Annotated in this window: 18 protein-coding genes; 9 read left to right on the plus strand and 9 right to left on the minus strand. The window is 61.5% G+C overall.

Annotation, left to right across the window (positions count from 1 at the left end; all coding sequences use genetic code 11):
• Positions 1-331: 331 nt before the first annotated feature.
• From AC06E7_RS12810 to AC06E7_RS12825, 4 genes are all read right to left on the minus strand, one after another.
• Positions 332-886, minus strand: a complete 555-nt coding sequence (locus AC06E7_RS12810; protein WP_478064978.1) for a queuosine precursor transporter — start codon at positions 884-886, stop codon at positions 332-334.
• A gap of 53 nt (positions 887-939) precedes the next feature.
• Positions 940-1464: a hypothetical protein gene (locus AC06E7_RS12815; protein ID WP_478064979.1), complete on the minus strand. Its 525-nt coding sequence runs from the start codon at positions 1462-1464 to the stop codon at positions 940-942.
• Positions 1465-1493: 29 nt separating this feature from the next.
• Positions 1494-2384 (minus strand): DUF2145 domain-containing protein, encoded by an 891-nt coding sequence (locus AC06E7_RS12820; RefSeq protein ID WP_478064980.1) that lies wholly within the window; start codon positions 2382-2384, stop codon positions 1494-1496.
• Between the two features lie 400 nt (positions 2385-2784).
• Positions 2785-3756 carry a mitochondrial fission ELM1 family protein gene (locus AC06E7_RS12825; RefSeq protein WP_478064981.1) on the minus strand — a complete coding sequence of 324 codons (972 nt, stop codon included), beginning with the start codon at positions 3754-3756 and terminating at the stop codon, positions 2785-2787.
• A 142-nt stretch (positions 3757-3898) separates the two neighbouring features.
• On the opposite strand from AC06E7_RS12825, the gene AC06E7_RS12830 reads away from it, so the two are divergent.
• Entirely contained in the window at positions 3899-4489 is a 591-nt protein-coding gene (locus AC06E7_RS12830) for a malonic semialdehyde reductase (RefSeq protein WP_392919773.1), read from the plus strand.
• Positions 4490-4576: 87 nt separating this feature from the next.
• Positions 4577-5287 (plus strand): YceI family protein, encoded by a 711-nt coding sequence (locus AC06E7_RS12835; RefSeq protein ID WP_478064982.1) that lies wholly within the window; start codon positions 4577-4579, stop codon positions 5285-5287.
• Between the two features lie 282 nt (positions 5288-5569).
• Here the strand turns inward: AC06E7_RS12835 and AC06E7_RS12840 are convergent, their stop codons facing one another.
• From AC06E7_RS12840 to AC06E7_RS12850, 3 genes are all read right to left on the minus strand, one after another.
• Positions 5570-5986, minus strand: coding sequence for a hypothetical protein (locus tag AC06E7_RS12840; RefSeq protein WP_478064983.1), 417 nt, complete (start codon positions 5984-5986; stop codon positions 5570-5572).
• 160 nt (positions 5987-6146) lie between these two features.
• Positions 6147-6941, minus strand: coding sequence for a siderophore-interacting protein (locus tag AC06E7_RS12845; RefSeq protein WP_478064984.1), 795 nt, complete (start codon positions 6939-6941; stop codon positions 6147-6149).
• A 93-nt stretch (positions 6942-7034) separates the two neighbouring features.
• Positions 7035-7538: a PadR family transcriptional regulator gene (locus tag AC06E7_RS12850; protein WP_068848838.1), complete on the minus strand. Its 504-nt coding sequence runs from the start codon at positions 7536-7538 to the stop codon at positions 7035-7037.
• Between the two features lie 423 nt (positions 7539-7961).
• Here AC06E7_RS12850 and aceE point away from each other — a divergent pair, with 423 nt between their 5' ends.
• From aceE to AC06E7_RS12880, 6 genes are all read left to right on the plus strand, one after another.
• A complete protein-coding gene (gene aceE / locus AC06E7_RS12855; protein ID WP_392919758.1) occupies positions 7962-10649 on the plus strand; it encodes a pyruvate dehydrogenase (acetyl-transferring), homodimeric type in 2688 nt (895 codons plus the stop codon).
• Between the two features lie 96 nt (positions 10650-10745).
• Complete coding sequence (locus AC06E7_RS12860; RefSeq protein WP_478064985.1) at positions 10746-10934, plus strand: hypothetical protein; 189 nt, start codon at positions 10746-10748, stop codon at positions 10932-10934.
• 12 nt (positions 10935-10946) lie between these two features.
• Complete coding sequence (locus AC06E7_RS12865) at positions 10947-11939, plus strand: hypothetical protein (RefSeq protein WP_478064986.1); 993 nt, start codon at positions 10947-10949, stop codon at positions 11937-11939.
• A gap of 327 nt (positions 11940-12266) precedes the next feature.
• The gene (locus AC06E7_RS12870) at positions 12267-12974 is read left to right on the plus strand and encodes a hypothetical protein (RefSeq protein ID WP_478064987.1); all 708 of its coding nucleotides are present in this window, start codon (positions 12267-12269) and stop codon (positions 12972-12974) included.
• The gene (locus tag AC06E7_RS12875; RefSeq protein ID WP_478064988.1) at positions 12971-13405 is read left to right on the plus strand and encodes a DUF488 domain-containing protein; all 435 of its coding nucleotides are present in this window, start codon (positions 12971-12973) and stop codon (positions 13403-13405) included. Before AC06E7_RS12870 ends, AC06E7_RS12875 begins: the two co-directional genes overlap by 4 nt.
• Positions 13402-14007 carry a DUF4326 domain-containing protein gene (locus AC06E7_RS12880; protein ID WP_478064989.1) on the plus strand — a complete coding sequence of 202 codons (606 nt, stop codon included), beginning with the start codon at positions 13402-13404 and terminating at the stop codon, positions 14005-14007. The genes AC06E7_RS12875 and AC06E7_RS12880 overlap by 4 nt, the downstream gene beginning before the upstream one ends.
• 191 nt (positions 14008-14198) lie before the next feature.
• On the opposite strand, the gene AC06E7_RS12885 is transcribed toward AC06E7_RS12880, so the two are convergent.
• Positions 14199-15149: a hypothetical protein gene (locus AC06E7_RS12885; RefSeq protein ID WP_478064990.1), complete on the minus strand. Its 951-nt coding sequence runs from the start codon at positions 15147-15149 to the stop codon at positions 14199-14201.
• Positions 15150-15215: 66 nt separating this feature from the next.
• Positions 15216-16103, minus strand: coding sequence for an HNH endonuclease (locus AC06E7_RS12890; protein WP_478064991.1), 888 nt, complete (start codon positions 16101-16103; stop codon positions 15216-15218).
• A 342-nt stretch (positions 16104-16445) separates the two neighbouring features.
• Between AC06E7_RS12890 and AC06E7_RS12895 the strand changes: the two genes are divergently transcribed.
• Entirely contained in the window at positions 16446-16799 is a 354-nt protein-coding gene (locus AC06E7_RS12895) for a SymE family type I addiction module toxin (RefSeq protein ID WP_478064992.1), read from the plus strand.
• Positions 16800-16998: the final 199 nt, after the last annotated feature.

Below are 16998 nucleotides of genomic sequence, written 5' to 3' on the forward strand. Positions count from 1 at the left end.
GGTCAGACCGTCGCGACATGATGCCTACGACCCTACCGGCCCTCGAGGCCTCTTGGTAATCGGCAGATCGCGAGCTCAACCAATTTTGGCCGGCAGGCGTACGCGCCTGCCATCAAAGGCCTGATACATAGATGCAGCCGGTTCCCGGTTTCGAAAAAGCAGCTTGACGGGTGGGGGCGAGTCCATACATAGGGTCGGTTCCCAAACGACTGCACGTATCGGTGCAACGTCCGGTAACGCATGACCCCGGGCAAAAACAAACGCCATCCCCGCCGACGTTCATGCCCAACCGAACGCGGGCAGCGTAACGGCGGTCGATTGGGATGCGACCCTACGCGGTGCGCGGCGCCATCTTCCACAACAACGCGCGGAACGGCGCCAGCAGGAACACACCAATCGCCAGCTTCACCGCCAGGTCGCCCGCCGCCCAGCTCACCCACGGCAGACTCGAGCCGGCAAACGCGATGCTCCAGAAAATCGTCGTATCCAACGTCGCACTGCACGTGGTCGCCACCATCGGCGCGCGCCACCAGTGCCCCCGGCGCAGCCGGTCGAACACGGTGATATCCAGCAGCTGCGCGGCAATGAACGCCAGGCACGACGCCACCGCAATGCGCGGCGTCGCAATCCAGATGGACAACAGCACCGCCAGCGCAAACCCCGCCCACGCCACCCGCCGCGCCGCCGCCGGGCCAAACCGGCGGTTGATCAGGTTGCTCACCAGGAACGCCACCGGGTAGCTGAAAGCGCCCCAGGTCAGCCAATCGTTGATCGGGTACTGCACCAGCACGTTCGAGCCCAGCACCACCGCGCCCATGGCCAGCACCGCCAGCAGCAGCGAGCGCAGGGTCAACGGGGCAAACACGATGGCAGGGCGCGCGTTCATGGCGGCGGATTATCCCGGCTCGGGGCGGCTACAGCCACCCCGGGCCGGTTCAGTCACCAGCGTTCGCTCAGGTTGCTCGCCGCCGCATCGGTGGTGGGCAGGAACGCCAGCTGCGTGCCCTGGGCATCGGCCACCATCCAGCCGGCGCCGGCCTCGGTGGGCGTGAAGGCCAGCACATCGCCGGCTTTCAGCGCCTGCGCGGGGTTGTCGTCGCGCGCCGGCCACTGCACCACGGCCAGGTCGGCGGGGGCATCAGGGTTCTTCAGTGCCACCTGGTAAGCGCCGTCAGCCTGGCGCTCCACCTTCTCCACGGTGAGCGGCGGCAACGGCCCGGCCTTCGCCCCGGCGGCGCCGGTGCCCTTGTCCTTGGCCGCACTGCGCCGCTCCGAGCCCTTGGCCGAGCCCTTGAAGCCCGCCGCCGTCAGCCAGATCGGCGCGGTGACCACCGCGATGCTCACATACGCGCTGATCGCCGCGTAGCTCACCGACTGCTGGCTGGGGGTGAAGTTCTGCGCACCGGCCTGCGGTGCTGCAATGGCCACGCTCAGGGCCACCGCCAGAATCGAATAACGCTTCATGCCAACTCCTTCTGCAAAGGGAAAAATCGTTACGGCTTCGGCGCCGCCATCCCGGCCACCGGCACGTGCGCCACGCTCAGCTCCTGCTCCAGCACCTTGCGCTGCTGCAGGAAATCGAACACCGATTCCACCGTCACCACCGAATAGTCGCCGGAAATGCGCTCACTGGCCGGGTGGTCGGTGGTGGCTGCATTGGCCGAGAAGAAGCGCGCGCCCAGGCGCTTGCCCACGCCAATGTGCAGCGAACTGGGCTGGTACCGCTGCTCCTTCAGCCACGCCTGCACCTGCGCACGGCGCACCAGCAGCGTGCCGTCGCGCGATTGCGCCATCGCCGCCGCCAGCACTTCCAGCACCCATTGGTTGGAGTTCTGGTATTCAACGCTGAAGGGGTAGGCCACCACGCTGTAGCGCGGCTCGTGCAACGCCTTGGCCTGGATGCCCGGCGCGGTGAGCATGGCCTTCAAGGCCGCGCGCACCGCAGGCGTGGGCACGCCCACGCGCAGATCGGTATGCGTGCCGGTTTCGCCGATGAAGTTGCTCAACCCTTCATGGAACAGCGAAGACTCCGGCGACTTGCAGTGGTTCAACAGATGCACCGCGCGCCAGCTGCCATCGCTTTCGCGCACCGCGAAGGCCAAGTGGCTGTGGCGCAGGCCGTACCTGCTGAGATCCTGGCCGCCGCGCGCGATGATCACCACATCCACGTCGTCGAGCGCTTCCAGTGTTTCATCGGCGCGCTGGGCCACATCGAACATCGAAGCGAGCGCAGCCGGGGTAGGGTGGCGCTCCATGCATTCGGGTTGTTGGGATTGCGCCTGTGCCGCAGGCGCGGCCAGCAGCAATGCCGCGCACAGCAGTGCCGGCAGCGCGATGCGCTTCAACGGCGGGTGCTCAGGCAAACCGGGGCAGGGCAGATCCATTGCGATTCAGTCTCCAGCGGTACGGGGCCGCGTCGGCATCATAGCGGTATCAGGCCGTGTGCCGACCAACAGTCGGCGCTACCGGGTTCATGCCGACTTATACGCTGCGTTACCGGCTCAGCTCCCGCGCACAAGGCTCGCTAACCGGCGCCGGCTGATCCTCGGGCGGCCACCGCTCCTTCTTCTGCTCGTCCGTGCGCGGCGGCTGGTTCCGGTACGCGGTGAGCTCCTTATGGCAGCTCCACGACACCGCATCCTGCCCGGCAGGCATGCTCGAACACCCCGCCATCAACACAACCATCAACGCCACTACAGCACTGCGCATACGCACGCTCCTTCCCTGGTGAACCCCGAATCTAACGGCATCACCGCCGCATCGGTAGCCTCGCACCCATCGCCGTTAAGCCGGGATACCCAAAGCCTCGCGCACCTGCGCGGCAATCCGCCCGGTCTCGCGCAGCGGCTCGATCGGCCCGGGATAACCCCAATCCAACCAACGCTCCTGCAAGCGCCCGCGTGCACGCAGCGCCTGCTGGAACTGCACCATCCTTCCCTGCGCCTGCTGCTCCAGCGCCACCGCCACCGGCAAGCGCGTACCGCACGCCTCAGAAAGCAGGTTCACCGAATCGGGTGACACCACGATGCGGTCGGCCCAGCCCAGCAGCCCCGCGTACGGGTTCACCCCATCGCCGCCATCGCCCCAGATCACCCCGGGCACATCGGCGAACGCGCTACGCAGCGCGCCCACCAGTGCCGGCGGCGTGCGCCGCGAGGTGGTGGCCAGCAGGCTGCCGCCCTCCGCGCGCAGCTGCTCAGCCAGCTGCTGGAACACCTTCACCATGTCCGGCTCGTGCCACGGCGCGTGCGCGGTAGGCCCGCCCACCAACAGCGCGGTGCGCGGCCCAGGCAGCTCGCCGAAGGGGGCAAAGGCCGCGCGGCCCACCGTGAGCCAGTCGTCGTCCACCGGGTTCAGGCTGCCCAGCAGGGTGAGTACGTTGCTGCCGCGCAGGGCATCGTGTTCGGGCACCACCAGCAGGTCCCAATGGCGCGTGCCCAGCCGGGGGTCCAGGATCTGCACCACCTTGCTGCCGCGCCGGCGCAGCTCGCGCAGCGCCCCGGCCGCCTGGCGCCCACAGCCCACCGCCAGCTCGGGCGGTTGCGCAGTCAATGTCGCGAACGCCTCGCCATAGCCCCCGGCCATGCCCGGCAACCAGCGCGGCGCCACCCATTTCCAGGGCGCGCGCGGCAGCAGCACCAGCGGGCGGTGCACCCCCAGCTTCAATGCCGTGGCCAGGGCCACTGCCTGCCGCACATTGCCGGCACGGCCGTCAGTGATCGTCCAGGGCGGACTCCATCGTTTCACGTGTGGCATTAATTCGTTTCAGCCAAGCTGGGTGTTGCAACAGTCGCGACACTCTACACTGCCAGCCTTCGCCGACCGCGCAGTGCCCCGTAAAGGTAGCGCACGGCGTGCGGGATTCCTTCTTCATCCAACGTGTTCTTCTGGAGGCTTCATGTCCGACGTGCTCAACGATGCTGCGCTTGACCAGTTGTTCCGTACCGCCCGCACCCAGAACGCTTTCCTCGACAAGCCGGTCGAAGACAGCCAGCTGAAGGCGCTGTACGAACTGCTGAAGTGGGGCCCCACGGCCGCCAACGGCAGCCCGGCGCGTTTCGTGTTCGTGAAGTCGCCCGAAGCCAAGGCCAAGCTCGCCCCGGCGCTGTCTGAAGGCAACCACGACAAGACCCTGGCCGCCCCGGTCACCGTCATCATCGGCTTTGACGAAGACTTCCACGAAAAGCTGCCGTACCTGTTCCCGCATACCGATGCCAAGGCATGGTTCGACGGCCCGCGTGAAGGCCGCCATGAATCGGCGTTCCGCAACAGCAGCCTGCAGGGCGCCTACCTGATCCTGGCCGCCCGCGCGCTGGGCCTGGATGCCGGCCCGATGTCCGGTTTCGACCCGGCCAAGGTGGACGAGGCCTTCTTCAAGGGCACCGCCATCAAGTCGAATTTCCTGGTCAATCTGGGTTACGGTGATTCTTCGGGCCTGTTCCCGCGGCTGCCTCGCCTGGCCTTCGACGAAGCTGCCCGCATCGAATAAGCGTTTCCGCCGGATGTGGCCCGTCCGTGCGGACGGGTTGTTTCCTTACTTTTCCCTTTTTCCCTACGAATTCGAGAGAGAACCGACATGACCATGACCCGCAAACTGCTCCTGCCGCTGGCCCTGACCCTGGCCATCGCCGCCTGCTCCAAGCCGGCTGAAGAAACCGCCGCCCCGGCCGCCGACGCGACCCCGGCTGCTGCTGCCACCACCCCGGCCGCCGAAACCGCTGCCCCGGCCGCTGCCGCCCCGGCCGCTGAAGCCATCCAGATCGCCTCGGGCACCTACAAGCTCGACCCGAGCCACACCGACGTGCTGGCCCAGTGGAGCCACTTCGGCTTCTCGCACCCCACCGCGCACTTCGGCGGCGCCGAAGGCACCCTGGTGTACGACGCCGCCGACGTGACCAAGTCCACCGTGGAAGTGAAGCTGCCGCTGAGCGGCCTCAACAGCTTCACCGCCAAGTTCGACGAGCACCTGCGCAGCGGCGATTTCTTCGACGCCGCCAAGTTCCCGGCCGCCACCTTCAAGAGCACCAAGGTTGAAGCCGCCGGCACCAACAAGCTGACCGTGACCGGCGACCTGACCATCAAGGACATCACCAAGCCGGTGACCCTGGATGTGACCGTCAACGCCGGCGGCGAGCACCCGATGGCCAAGGTTCCGGCCGCCGGCTTCGACGCCACCACCACCATCAAGCGCAGCGATTTCGGCGTGGGTGCATACGCCCCGAACGTGAGCGATGAAGTGAACATCCGCATCACCACCGAAGCCACCGGCGAAAAGCCGGCTGCCTGAGCGGTAACGATGTTGAACGCAAAAATCCCGCCGAAAGGCGGGATTTTTGTTTGTGCGTAATGAAAAGGGGGTGCTGCACTGGTAGGGTCGGTTCCCAAACGACTGCACGTAACGGTGCAACGTTCGGTTACGCATGACCTGTGCCGAAGCAAAGGCCTTCCCCGCCGATGTTCATGCCCCAATCGAACGCGGATGACTCCACGGCGGTCGATCGGGATGCGACCCTACCGCCCTACGTGCCACACGTTATTGGCGTGGGTGCATGGCGCCCGCGCCACGGCCTTACGCCGTGGCGATCTTTGCCAACCACCCGGTGGCGAAATCCGTCGGCAGCCGGCGTGCCGGGGCGGTCAACCCGCTCTCGCGCAGGAACGCGTGCGTGGCCTGGGCGAAATTCTGCCGGGCAATCAACGCCGTCTGCTTCACCGCGCCCTGCTGCTTGCGCAGCTGCACGATCTGCAGGCTCGGCTTACCCGGCAACGCGTACTTCTGGTAACGGCGCAGCTCATCGGCCACCAGGGTGATATCGGCATTGGCCTGTACCAGCGCCAGCTGGGCACGGGCCAGCGGCAGCACCGCCTCGCGCATGGGCACGGTGGCCTGCGGGGCGGTTTCAGCCAGAGTGGCATCCAGCGTGGCATCGGCGCGCTCCAGGCGCGCGATCAGGTCGGCCAGTGCCGAAGGAGAAGCTGCTTGCATCGAAAGGCACCGGCCCAAAACGCGATTGTCGCATGGCGGGGGTCACGACCAACGGTCGTGACCTACCGGGCGGTGGGGATTGCGGGGCGGTCGCCGGTAGCGCCGGCCGTTGGCCGGCCCAGGCGGTGCGTGGTCCGGCCAACGGCCGGCGCTACAGCACTCAGTCGCCTTCGTGCTCCGGATGCGCCTTCCAATACCCCTTCGACCGGATCCAATCCTTCGGCACGCCCAGGTGCCCCTCCACGTACTTGCGCATCATCCGCGCCCGGCGCGATTCGGTGGCGATCCAGTAGAACGTATCGCCCTCCGGCTCCTCGAAATCGGTCAGCACATCCTCCAGCAGGGTGCTGGTGGCCGCATCAAACCCGTTGCGCTCCAGCCACGACACCCGGATGCGTTCATCTTCCGGCAGCTCCTGGCGGTCATCCGCTTCCGGAATCTCGATGTACACATCCGCCCGCGCGCCTTCCGGCAGCGTCTCCAGCCATCGGCCAATGGCCGGCAGCGCGGTCTCATCGCCAAACAGCACATAGGTATCGAAGTCATCGGCGGTGATGTGCGAGCCACGCGGCCCACCCACCGCAATCGCATCGCCGGCCATGGCATTGGCCGCCCAGCGCGAGGCGACGCCGTCGCCGTGCATCACGAAGTCGATGGCCAGCTCCTTCGCTTCCAGGTCCCACCAGCGCGGCGTGTAATCGCGGGCGGGCGAGGGCTCCTGTCCTTCCGGGTAGCGCGGGCCGTCCGGGGTCATGGTGGGCACCACGAACTGGCCTTCCGCATTCGGGAAGAACAGCTTCACGTGGTCATCCGGCGAGGGCGACTCAAAGCCCTCCAGCGCCTCACCGCCCACGATCACCCGGCGCATGCACGGGCTGATTTCCTCGGTGCGCAGCACCTGCAGTGGGCGGAACTTCACGGTGTGGCGCACCAATTTGTTTTCATGCAGAGCCATGGCGATGTACCTGTTTCAAAGCCGCCGCAGCGGCGTAGGGGGAAAGACCTGGCTGGCGAAACGCGGGCGGGGTCGAACAAGGGGAAGAACGGTTCAGCGGCCCTGCGCGCGTATCTGCGCGGCGGCCTCGCGCAGCGCCTGGGCGACCGCCACCGCGTTGTCGTCCTGCCAACGGGCGTGGTGCAGGCCCAGCGCCTGCTTCAGCTCGCGCATCGCATCGCGCACCACCGGCGGCAGGTTGGCCTTGGCGATCGAGCGCGCGCTGTGGCGCACCCGGTGCAGCGCCGCGTCCACCTCCTCGCGCTGGGCGGCCAGCTCGGCCTGGCCCAGTGCGGTGAGCTGGTAGCGCTTGCGCCCGGCCTCTTCCAGCGCGCTCACCCAGCCGGCCGCCTCGAACTGCGCCAGCACCGGGTAGATCGAGCCTGCGCTGGGCGTATACACCCGCACGAACATCTCACTGATGCACTGGATCAGCTCATAGCCATGGCGCGGCTGCGCCGCCAGCAGCGACAGCACCAGCAGGCGCAGGTCGCCGCGGCTGAGCGGCCGGGACGTCAGCGGACGGGCAGGGCCATCCAGATCACGGGGAGCGGTCATTTCGATATATCGAATTAAGTGCGCAAACGATATATCGAAAACTGCCCCGACGGTAGAGCGGGGCTCTGCCCCGCTCCGACCATCGTTCAGGTAGAGCGGGGCTCTGCCCCGCAGCGCGGACATCCTGGCAGCGGGGCAGAGCCCCGCTCTACGTCCGTCTTCCGCCTACAACGGTTCGTCCCCCAGGTAGAACACTCCCCACGTTCCACGCCCACCATGACAGCGCTGGCCAACGCAGGTGCCCTGAAACCGCCCGTGGAACCCCCTCAGGACAGTACGCCACTGTCGCCTCATGTCCCCAAGACACAACCGCACCACTTCCATACGCACCCGTAGCGAAGTAAGCAAACCCATTGGTGCGCTACACTTTGCGGCTAGAAATCTAAAACAGTCGCGCGCGTGCGTGCGGTCATGGGAGCGCTAATGAACTGGTTGAACGAGGTGCTGAACAACGACCCGAATCCTGTGGAAACCCAGGAATGGATCGAGTCGCTGAAGGCCGTTATTGATGTCGAGGGCCCTGAGCGCGCGCATCAGCTGTTGGAAGGCATGGTGGAACTGACCCGTCGTTCGGGTGCTTACCTGCCGTTCTCTCCCACCACCGAGTACGTGAACACCATCGCGCCGAACCTGGAAGCCAAGAGCCCGGGCAACGCCGAACTGGAATGGCGCATTCGTTCCATCATCCGTTGGAACGCCATGGCCACCGTGGTGCGCGCCAACCGCAAGCCGGGCGACCTGGGCGGCCACATCGCCAGCTTCGCTTCCGGTGCCACCCTGTATGACGTGGGCTTCAACCACTTCTGGCGCGCCCCCAGCGACAACCACCCCGGCGACCTGCTCTTCATCCAGGGCCACAGCGCCCCGGGCATCTATGCGCGTTCGTTCCTCGAAGGCCGCATCGACGAGCAGCAGCTGGACAAGTTCCGCATGGAAGTGGACGGCGGTGGCCTTTCCAGCTACCCGCACCCGTGGCTGATGCCCGATTACTGGCAGACCCCCACCGTGTCGATGGGCCTGGGCCCGCTGGCCGCCATCTACCAGGCGCAGTTCCTTCGTTACCTGGAAAACCGTGGCCTGATCGAAAAGAGCGACCGCAAGGTGTGGTGCTTCATCGGCGACGGCGAATCGGACGAACCGGAAACCCTGGGCGCCATCGCGCTGGCCGGCCGTGAAGGCCTGGACAACCTGATCTTCGTGGTGAACTGCAACCTGCAGCGCCTCGATGGCCCGGTGCGCGGCAACGGCAAGATCATCCAGGAACTGGAAGGCGTGTTCCGTGGCGGCGGCTGGAATGTCATCAAGCTGCTGTGGGGCGGTTACTGGGATGCCCTGCTGGCCAAGGACACCAACGGTGTGCTGCGCAAGCTGATGATGGAAACCGTCGACGGCGAATACCAGAACTGCAAGGCCTTCGGCGGCGCGTACACGCGCGAGCATTTCTTCGGCAAGTACCCGGAAACCGCCGCCATGGTGGCCGGTCTTTCCGACGACGACATCTGGCGCCTCAACCGTGGTGGCCACGACCCGCACAAGGTGTACGCCGCTTACCACGAGGCCGTGAACACCAAGGGCATGCCCACCGTGATCCTGGCCAAGACGGTCAAGGGCTACGGCATGGGCAGCGCTGGTGAAGCGCTCAACCCGACCCACCAGACCAAGAAGCTGGACGACGAAGCGGTCAAGCACTTCCGCGACCGCTTCAACATTCCGGTGACGGATGCGCAGCTGGCCGATGGCCAGGTGCCGTTCTACCACCCGGGCCCGGATTCGCCGGAAGTGAAGTACCTGCAGGAGCGCCGCGCCGCACTGGGCGGTTACCTGCCGCAGCGCCGCCGCAAGGCTACCAAGAGCTTCAACGCACCGAAGCTGGAAACCTACGAACGCCTGCTCAAGAGCAGCGGCGAGCGCAGCTACTCCACCACCATGGCCTTCGTGCAGAGCCTGAACATCACCCTGCGCGACAAGGAACTGGGCCCGCACATCGTGCCGATCGTGGCCGACGAAGCCCGTACCTTCGGCATGGAAGGCCTGTTCCGCCAGATCGGCATCTACGCGCCGTTCGGCCAGAAGTACAAGCCGGTCGACGCCGACCAGCTCATGTTCTACCGCGAAGACCAGAGCGGCCAGGTGCTGCAACAGGGCATCAGCGAGCCGGGCGCCATCAGCTCCTGGATGGCGGCTGGTACCAGCTACTCGGTCTCCAACGTGCCGATGCTGCCGTTCTACATCTACTACAGCATGTTCGGCTTCCAGCGCGTGGGCGACATTGCCTGGCAGGCCGCCGACATGCGTACCCGCGGCTTCCTGCTCGGCGGCACCGCCGGCCGCACCACGCTCAACGGTGAAGGCCTGCAGCACGAAGATGGCCACAGCCACCTGGCCGCTGGCGGGATTCCGAACGTGCGCAGCTATGACCCCACCTTCGGCTTCGAAGTCACGGTCATCCTGCAGCACGGCACCAAGCGGATGATGGAAGACCAGGTAGACGAGTACTACTACCTGACCCTGATGAACGAAAACTACACCCACCCGGAAATGCCGGAAGGTGCGGCCGAAGGCATCGTCAAGGGCATGTACCTGCTCACCGACGCCGGCAAGCCGAAGAAGGGCGAGCTGCGCGTGCAGCTGATGGGTTCGGGCACCATCCTGCGCGAAGCCATTGAAGCGGCCGCGCTGCTGGAGAAGGACTTCGGCGTCACCGCCGATATCTGGAGCTGCCCCAGCTACAACGAACTGCGCCGCGATGGTTTCGACGCCGAACGTTGGAACCGCCTGCACCCGGAAGAGCCGCAGCGCAAGGCCTACGTGACCGAGCTGCTGGAAGACCGCCAGGGCCCGGTGATTGCCGCAACCGACTATGTGCGTGCGTACGCGGACCAGATCCGCGCGTTCGTGCCGGCCACCTTCACCGTGCTGGGCACCGATGGCTTCGGCCGTTCGGATACCCGTGCGAACCTGCGTCGCTTCTTCGAAGTGGACCGGTACTACATCGCGCATGCCGCGATTGCGGCACTGGCCAAGGACGGGAAGATGACCGGGAAGGATGTGGCCCGGGCTATCAAGCAGTACAAGATTGATCCTGAGAAGGCTAATCCTGTCGGGGTTTGATTGAGTTTGCCTATCCTGCGATAGGCGTCTCAAGTGGCGAGAACGCAGGGGCATACACTGCCCCTGCGTGATGGGCCACCTACTGAAGGAGCATGTATGTCGATGGGTACGCGAAAGATCAAAAGCGATCTGCGTGACTTCGCCGGAGAGGTGATGCGGGAGCTTCAGGCGCGCCAGACCGTTCAGAGCTTCAATGGAGCTCTGAAGGTCAATCACGACCGCGTCGTGATCAGTGAGGCAGAAGGAAGAAGGGCCATCGAGAAGTTGAGGCAGCGATTGAAATAAGGGAGCGTTTCCATGGGGGCAGGAAGCTCGGCCATAGCGGTGCTGGTCCTTGTGATCAGCGGTTTCATCTTCAACCTGATCTTTCATCCCGTTCGGTACTTTTCTAGCCGGGCGGAGGGTCAGAAGTTGTTCTTCATGTCGGCGGGATCCGGCATTCTTCTGGGAGCATTGGTTTTTCTGGCCGTATCATGGCTGAAGCCATACCTCCCTGCTGATTCTTGGCCCCTGAGGCTTGCACAGTTTGTCAATCAGTCTATTCCAGTCCCTTACGCCTTCCGATTGATCCTCTCGCTGGTTGGCTCGGTTGCGCTCGCTCTAATTTTCAATCTGATCTCGGTGTGGATTGTGGGAATTGCGACGGCGAAGCAGAAGCTTCTGAAGGGCAACTACCGAACGAAAGCGCAGCGAGTCTATGATCGCCTGACGGATTGGAACGGCAGTTCCATGGCGCAATTGTTCAGGCGCGCAGCGGATAATCAGAGTCTAGTGATGTTGACTCTCAAGTCTAGAAAGATTTACTGCGGACGGGTCTTTGAAGTTCCGCCTAATATCGATGCTGCGGATGCTTGTATCGAGCTTCTGCCGTCATTCTCTGCCTATCGCGACAAGGACAGTCTGCGGATGAGCAGCGCCAGAACAGAGTATCCGGTCATCGAACTTTGGATCGCAAGGCAGAGGCTCTATACGCTCCAGGAGAACATCCGGCTCTTCGATCTCAAGTCAGCTCAGTTGTACTCCAAGATGATCAGTTCCCAGCTCGACGCAACTGTGGCAGCGAAGTTCTTGCGCCGCGCCCGCAGAATGCTTGAGTCGCAGCGTAAGGATGCAGCCGAGGTGGTGGACAAATTCCAAGGTAGAAAGGACTTTGACGTGGAGGATTGGATCAAAGTAATTAGCATCAAGGAAGTTGAATCCGCCTCCTTCTATGATCCAGATGCCTATGCGATTTGGTTCTCCAAATCGCCCGAAGAGGCGCAGGCGGGGATTGACGGATCAGTGGCGTAAAAACGGTACTGTGTCGGCTTGCATCGACACCCCTAAGCTCGACACCCCTTCAGGCTCGCGCGTAGGAAAGGGCCGTACGACTCGAGACACCGGCCACTCGTTCGCGGCGTCTTCGGGAAGTTGAACTTTCATCAGCTGTCGCCTACGTCATGGAGCTCATGCAGACTACTTCGATTGCCATGGGAACCCCTGCGCCAGGTTGGGCGTATGTCTACCAATCCATTAAGGGCACTTTCGCCCATCCCAGATTTTGTGCATGCTTGGCTGGAGTGGCTCGTAAGAGTAGTACGGGCCTTTGTACGACCTACGGCATAAGGGGGCCAAGGAATGGGTAAGTACGTCGTCACTGATCTGACCCGATTTAGGGAAGGCAGCAAGGATGTATGCACCGCACTTATAGATGTCGAGACAGGCGCATGCGTCAGGCCAATCCCATACTTCACCTATGAGAGAGTGAAAGCGCTAGGAATGATTCCGGGTGCGATAATAGAGGGAGAGTTCATTTCTTCTGCCGAGGCAGGAAAGCCGCACCGCGAAGATTGTGACCATCGTGGGCTGCAGCTTACTGGGGCCGTGAATGCAGCAGAGTTCCGCCGTGTACTAGATGCCTCTCTCTCACCGAGCGTGCAGGAGGGCTTTGGCTCCGATTTCGATGGGATCAAATTCTTGCCGCCCGGCACTGCTGCGCAGAAGTCAATAATAACCGTGAAGGTTGGGCCCGGCGGTATAAGGATAGACAAAGATAACTACGGAAAATACAAAGTACATTTCACGGACAGTGCTGGAGCGAGTTATAGGTACATTCCGATAACTGATCTAGGCTTTCATGAATATATTCGTGCTGTAGATGGTTCTTCGAATAATCCAGTTGACGAGGTCAACTCGCATTTCCACGGTGCGACAGAGATATATCTGAGGCTCGGAGTAAGTCGTGCCTACAAGGCGCAAGATGGCCGGAATGGATATTGGATGCAGGTGAACGGAATATACTCATTTCCAAGTAAGTTGAACAAGATAAGGGGCTATGCGCCTTGAAGCTGTACACGATCGGTTTTACTAAGAGGACTGCGCAGGGCTTCTTTGAGGCGCTGGAGGGTGCCGGCGTTTCCAGAGTGGTCGACGTCAGGCTTCGAGCTAATTCACAATTGTCTGGCTTCGCCAAGGTGCCGGATCTACCATACTTTCTAAGGAGGATTTGTGGCATCCCTTACGGTCCGGAGGAGATGCTTGCGCCTACAGCTGAACTCCTGGACGCATACAAGAAGAAGCAAGTAAGTTGGGATGAGTACGCAGACGGTTACAAGACGCTGATCAAGTCAAGGGGGGCGGGAGAGCTCAACATCAATAGCTTGGATGGCGCCTGTTTGCTTTGTAGTGAGCATCTCCCCCATAAATGCCATCGGCGCATTGCTGCCGAGTTTCTTAAGTCGATGACGAATGCAGAGGTTGAGATAATACATTTGTGAACGCTGGATTTGTTCTAATAGGTGTGTCGGACGGATTTAGGGACGAGGCATTGGTTCGTGATAAGTTGGATTTGTACTTATCTCGAATGGCGAATGCGGATGTCATTCTCCTGAACGATGCTTCTGGAGTTCTTTCTCGCTATTTCAACGGCGGGGAGCAGGATTCATTATCGCCGTACATGCCATTGCGAGAAAAGCGACGCCTTGTAGCCAAGGCGTCGCATTTCGTCTACTTCTGGGATGGGGCCTCAATCTCCGATTTTGTCCATCTATCGAGTGTTAGCGGGAAGCCGGTCAAGACAGTCTTCGTCCAAACTACTAGGGTAGTGAACAAGGACAAAGGCGCTGAACACGATGTCTATATCGGTAGGGGCACGCCTTGGGGAAATCCTTTTGCCATTGGCGAGAACGGCATGGATCGTAAGCAGGTTCTTTCGGAATATCGTCAATACTTCAAGAACAAGTTCATTGATGATGCTCAGGGGAACCGTGATATCCGAACTTTGCGTGGCTTGGTTCTAGGTTGTCATTGCAAACCCGAAGCGTGTCATGGCGACATTATAGCTGAGTATCTAAACTCTCTTCCAAGTGATGATGAATAGTTGTTGACTTTAGACAGGTGTGAGCTTTCGAATTCGCCAAGTGCTGCAGCAAAGTTGCAGCTTGGCTGATATCCGGTGACAAGGTCAATTTGAAGCTGATGCGCCTGCGTTTAAAGATCACTTCTTGTGAAATACAACCTGCGCGCGGGATAGGTGTTGCAGAGCGGCGCCTCTGCATTTGCAGTCCCATTTCAGAAGAGGCCGCCCTGCATTGATGGACTCTCTAATGAAATGATATCGCTGACCAAGAGCGTAGGTCTGTAATCGAGCGCAGTAAGTGAAGAGACATGCCGATTTACAGTGGCATACACCCTGCATTGCTCAAACAGCGCTGGCTTGAACCGCTTCACGCTCCCGGTCTCTGGCGTACAGTTGAGGATGTGGCCTTGATACTGAAGTCCCATTGAGTTTGTAGATTGATTCCCCCGGGTCACAATCCCTTCGAGTACGACCTCCAATCCGTGCTCGAGCTCGGGAAAAAGAAACTCGGATTCCATCTCTAGCTCGTTACTCACCAACAGCTGTCGATCACGATCCTCGAAAATGACAGTGTCGATACTGCCGTCCGATTGACGGGCGCCCACCGTCATGCGCCTTCCGGGTGCTACGGGTGACGTTAATCTTTTCAGCGTGGTGGCTGGTAGTGAGCTGTACCATTGAAGGTACTCTGCGGGGACTACGAACGAGTCTCCGTCGCCCGTCCGAATTGTAGCCACCGTGGCGTCACTCGACCAGGTTACTTCCAACTTTCGAACATCCAACTTTCCGCCTTTAGATTTGACCAGGCGAACAAGCTTAACCAGCGCATCCATTGATCGGGAAGCTACGTCTTTGAACCCGATATCTGCAAAGTCCTTCTCCGCCATCTTTTCCCCGGCCTTCTTTGCATAGGCCATTCCGAACGCTGTAGCGGGAATAGCAATTACGCCTAAGACAACAGCAATCCAGGAGCCGCTACCTGTGAGCACGGGGATCTCGTACGGAGTGACTCCAAAGCCCGGGCTCTGTCGGCGATTGAAGTACCGAATTGCATCATCGAGTCCGAGGAGTGCTTGGCCCCCGGCTGATGCATCAATTACGCCGGAAGGTGCACCCTCCCATTCGTACGAGACGAATCCGACGCCTTCTTCCTTCAAATTCATGGTTTGCTCCTTGCTTCATGATTGCTTCGCGGCCGAGCCTAAGGTTCCCTCTTGGGTTACTGATACCTAGGTGGACCGGAGAAATATGACATCCCGATGGAAACCCATGTGTTCTATCTGTTTTTCTGTCAGCGCAACGGGGCGAACCTTGGGGGCCAAATTAACAGAGAGCGCGCTACGAATCCCTTCAGGTAGATCGTTGCTAACGAGCAAGTTCCCATCGTTCTCAAAACTTATCCACCCACGATCGAAGAGTAGATCCACATGGGGCGCTAGCAGCAAGCCATTCTGACCGTCGACTCGCTCGGCGGATGTGCTTGATGCCCAGGGCTTAATATGGCTCGCACGAAGAAAGCGCAAATCCTCAACGCCAGTCACGCGGCAGCCCCTCTCAACTCCAATAAGTCGCTCCCGAAAGAGGCGCTGTTTGGTGCGCACCTCTACCATTCGACGGGCGCTCGTCTCGCCCACATCGACGCAGTCCTGAAAGGACTGCCCGTCGGCCCCATCAAAGAACGTGTTCCTAGTCGCTCGGCTTCCAACTCGCCGCAGCCGGAAAACAATTCCAACTCGACCCCGGCCGAGAGTGTCCGGTGTATCAGGCTGCAGATATGACGAAAGCGATTCGAACTCCCCCAGATATCGGTAAGGGCGCCCTTTCCCCATCATTTGAAAGAGAAGCAGATGCTTGCCCTCACTGACGTGATTCTCTATCGCACGATTGCCCGCGGTGAATCGCATGTCACCATTTTGGCCTTCGCCATAGTAGTGAAGAACTTCATCGTCATCCCAGAAATCGCGATATCCGTGAGCGACGCCGGCCTCACCCGTGAATGCTAGGACCACTGGGTAATTGCTTGGGGTAGAGATGCCTCCCTGCTGCTGTCCACCAAGAAGCGGATGGATGAATGCGCGCCTGCTGTAAAGCGCGCCAATCTCGAAAGGTAGATCCACTAGAAATCCGCGTTAGAGAGATGCACGCAAAGATAACACCACCAAGCAGAGTACGACACTGGCTGACGTATGTAGGTCATTTGTAGGGGGGGTTAGGCTGCGTCAACCGAGCTTGGCAAATCGAGAGAGACAAACGATTGTTAATCGTTGGCAATTCCATGCATGGTGTGCCTCGGAGCGTAGAAACTCCTCTAGCGAGACAATGTTGCACGTCCCTTTGTCGGGAGGGTGGCTAATACAACACCCTCGTGGAAATACGCCCGCCGCATCTCGCTAGTCGGTTTCTAACCTCCCGACCCCCTCGCCATCCCGACGAGGGGCGATCCTTACAGGAGGTCCAACATGCAAACGCACTGGGACGACATGTCCTTCGATGAACTGCCCTCACGCCGGCGCGCGCGCCGGGCGCATCTGGCCGGCACCGCAAAGCCAGCAGCCTGCTCACCTCCGCCGGAGTTCCACGAGGAGCTGAAGGTGCCCTACCTAAAGATCCGCGGCCGCTGGCTGCGGCAGATGGGCTTCGACGTGGGCCGCAAGCTGCAGATCGAAGCCTGCGCTGGGGTGATCACCATCAAGCTGCTGGGTCCGCCGGCGGTGGAAGACCCACGGGTGCCCCGGTTCGTGGAGCGCACGATCTACCACGGTGAGATCAATTCCGAGTCGGGGCAGTTCGTCCCCGAGGACGTGATCCAATGAAGAAGCAGGTGTACATGAGGGTGAAGCTGGACCCCGATCTACGCCGCGCCTTTCAGCTTTCGGCGTGGCGTAGCGAGCGTTCGCCAACGAACGTGCTGCGGTCGTTGATCCAGGATTGCGTGAACCTGGATCGGAGCGCCCAAGGCGTTGATCTCTACGTTTGGGGGGATTCGTTCCCGGTGGGGAGCGAAGTACCGAA

This window comes from Stenotrophomonas sp. Steno-Z4, from assembly GCF_056393145.1.

What these genes read in the sequence shown, in the direction of transcription:
- AC06E7_RS12895 (WP_478064992.1), top strand. Translation starts at nt 16,446, where the DNA reads ATGCAAACGCACTGGGACGACATGTCCTTCGATGAACTGCCCTCACGC.
- AC06E7_RS12840 (WP_478064983.1), bottom strand. Translation starts at nt 5,986, where the DNA reads ATGCAAGCAGCTTCTCCTTCGGCACTGGCCGACCTGATCGCGCGCCTG.
- aceE (WP_392919758.1), top strand. Translation starts at nt 7,962, where the DNA reads ATGAACTGGTTGAACGAGGTGCTGAACAACGACCCGAATCCTGTGGAA.
- AC06E7_RS12830 (WP_392919773.1), top strand. Translation starts at nt 3,899, where the DNA reads ATGTCCGACGTGCTCAACGATGCTGCGCTTGACCAGTTGTTCCGTACC.
- AC06E7_RS12885 (WP_478064990.1), bottom strand. Translation starts at nt 15,149, where the DNA reads ATGAATTTGAAGGAAGAAGGCGTCGGATTCGTCTCGTACGAATGGGAG.
- AC06E7_RS12860 (WP_478064985.1), top strand. Translation starts at nt 10,746, where the DNA reads ATGTCGATGGGTACGCGAAAGATCAAAAGCGATCTGCGTGACTTCGCC.
- AC06E7_RS12865 (WP_478064986.1), top strand. Translation starts at nt 10,947, where the DNA reads ATGGGGGCAGGAAGCTCGGCCATAGCGGTGCTGGTCCTTGTGATCAGC.
- AC06E7_RS12835 (WP_478064982.1), top strand. Translation starts at nt 4,577, where the DNA reads ATGACCATGACCCGCAAACTGCTCCTGCCGCTGGCCCTGACCCTGGCC.
- AC06E7_RS12825 (WP_478064981.1), bottom strand. Translation starts at nt 3,756, where the DNA reads ATGCCACACGTGAAACGATGGAGTCCGCCCTGGACGATCACTGACGGC.
- AC06E7_RS12815 (WP_478064979.1), bottom strand. Translation starts at nt 1,464, where the DNA reads ATGAAGCGTTATTCGATTCTGGCGGTGGCCCTGAGCGTGGCCATTGCA.
- AC06E7_RS12845 (WP_478064984.1), bottom strand. Translation starts at nt 6,941, where the DNA reads ATGGCTCTGCATGAAAACAAATTGGTGCGCCACACCGTGAAGTTCCGC.
- AC06E7_RS12850 (WP_068848838.1), bottom strand. Translation starts at nt 7,538, where the DNA reads ATGACCGCTCCCCGTGATCTGGATGGCCCTGCCCGTCCGCTGACGTCC.
- AC06E7_RS12820 (WP_478064980.1), bottom strand. Translation starts at nt 2,384, where the DNA reads ATGGATCTGCCCTGCCCCGGTTTGCCTGAGCACCCGCCGTTGAAGCGC.
- AC06E7_RS12870 (WP_478064987.1), top strand. Translation starts at nt 12,267, where the DNA reads ATGGGTAAGTACGTCGTCACTGATCTGACCCGATTTAGGGAAGGCAGC.
- AC06E7_RS12810 (WP_478064978.1), bottom strand. Translation starts at nt 886, where the DNA reads ATGAACGCGCGCCCTGCCATCGTGTTTGCCCCGTTGACCCTGCGCTCG.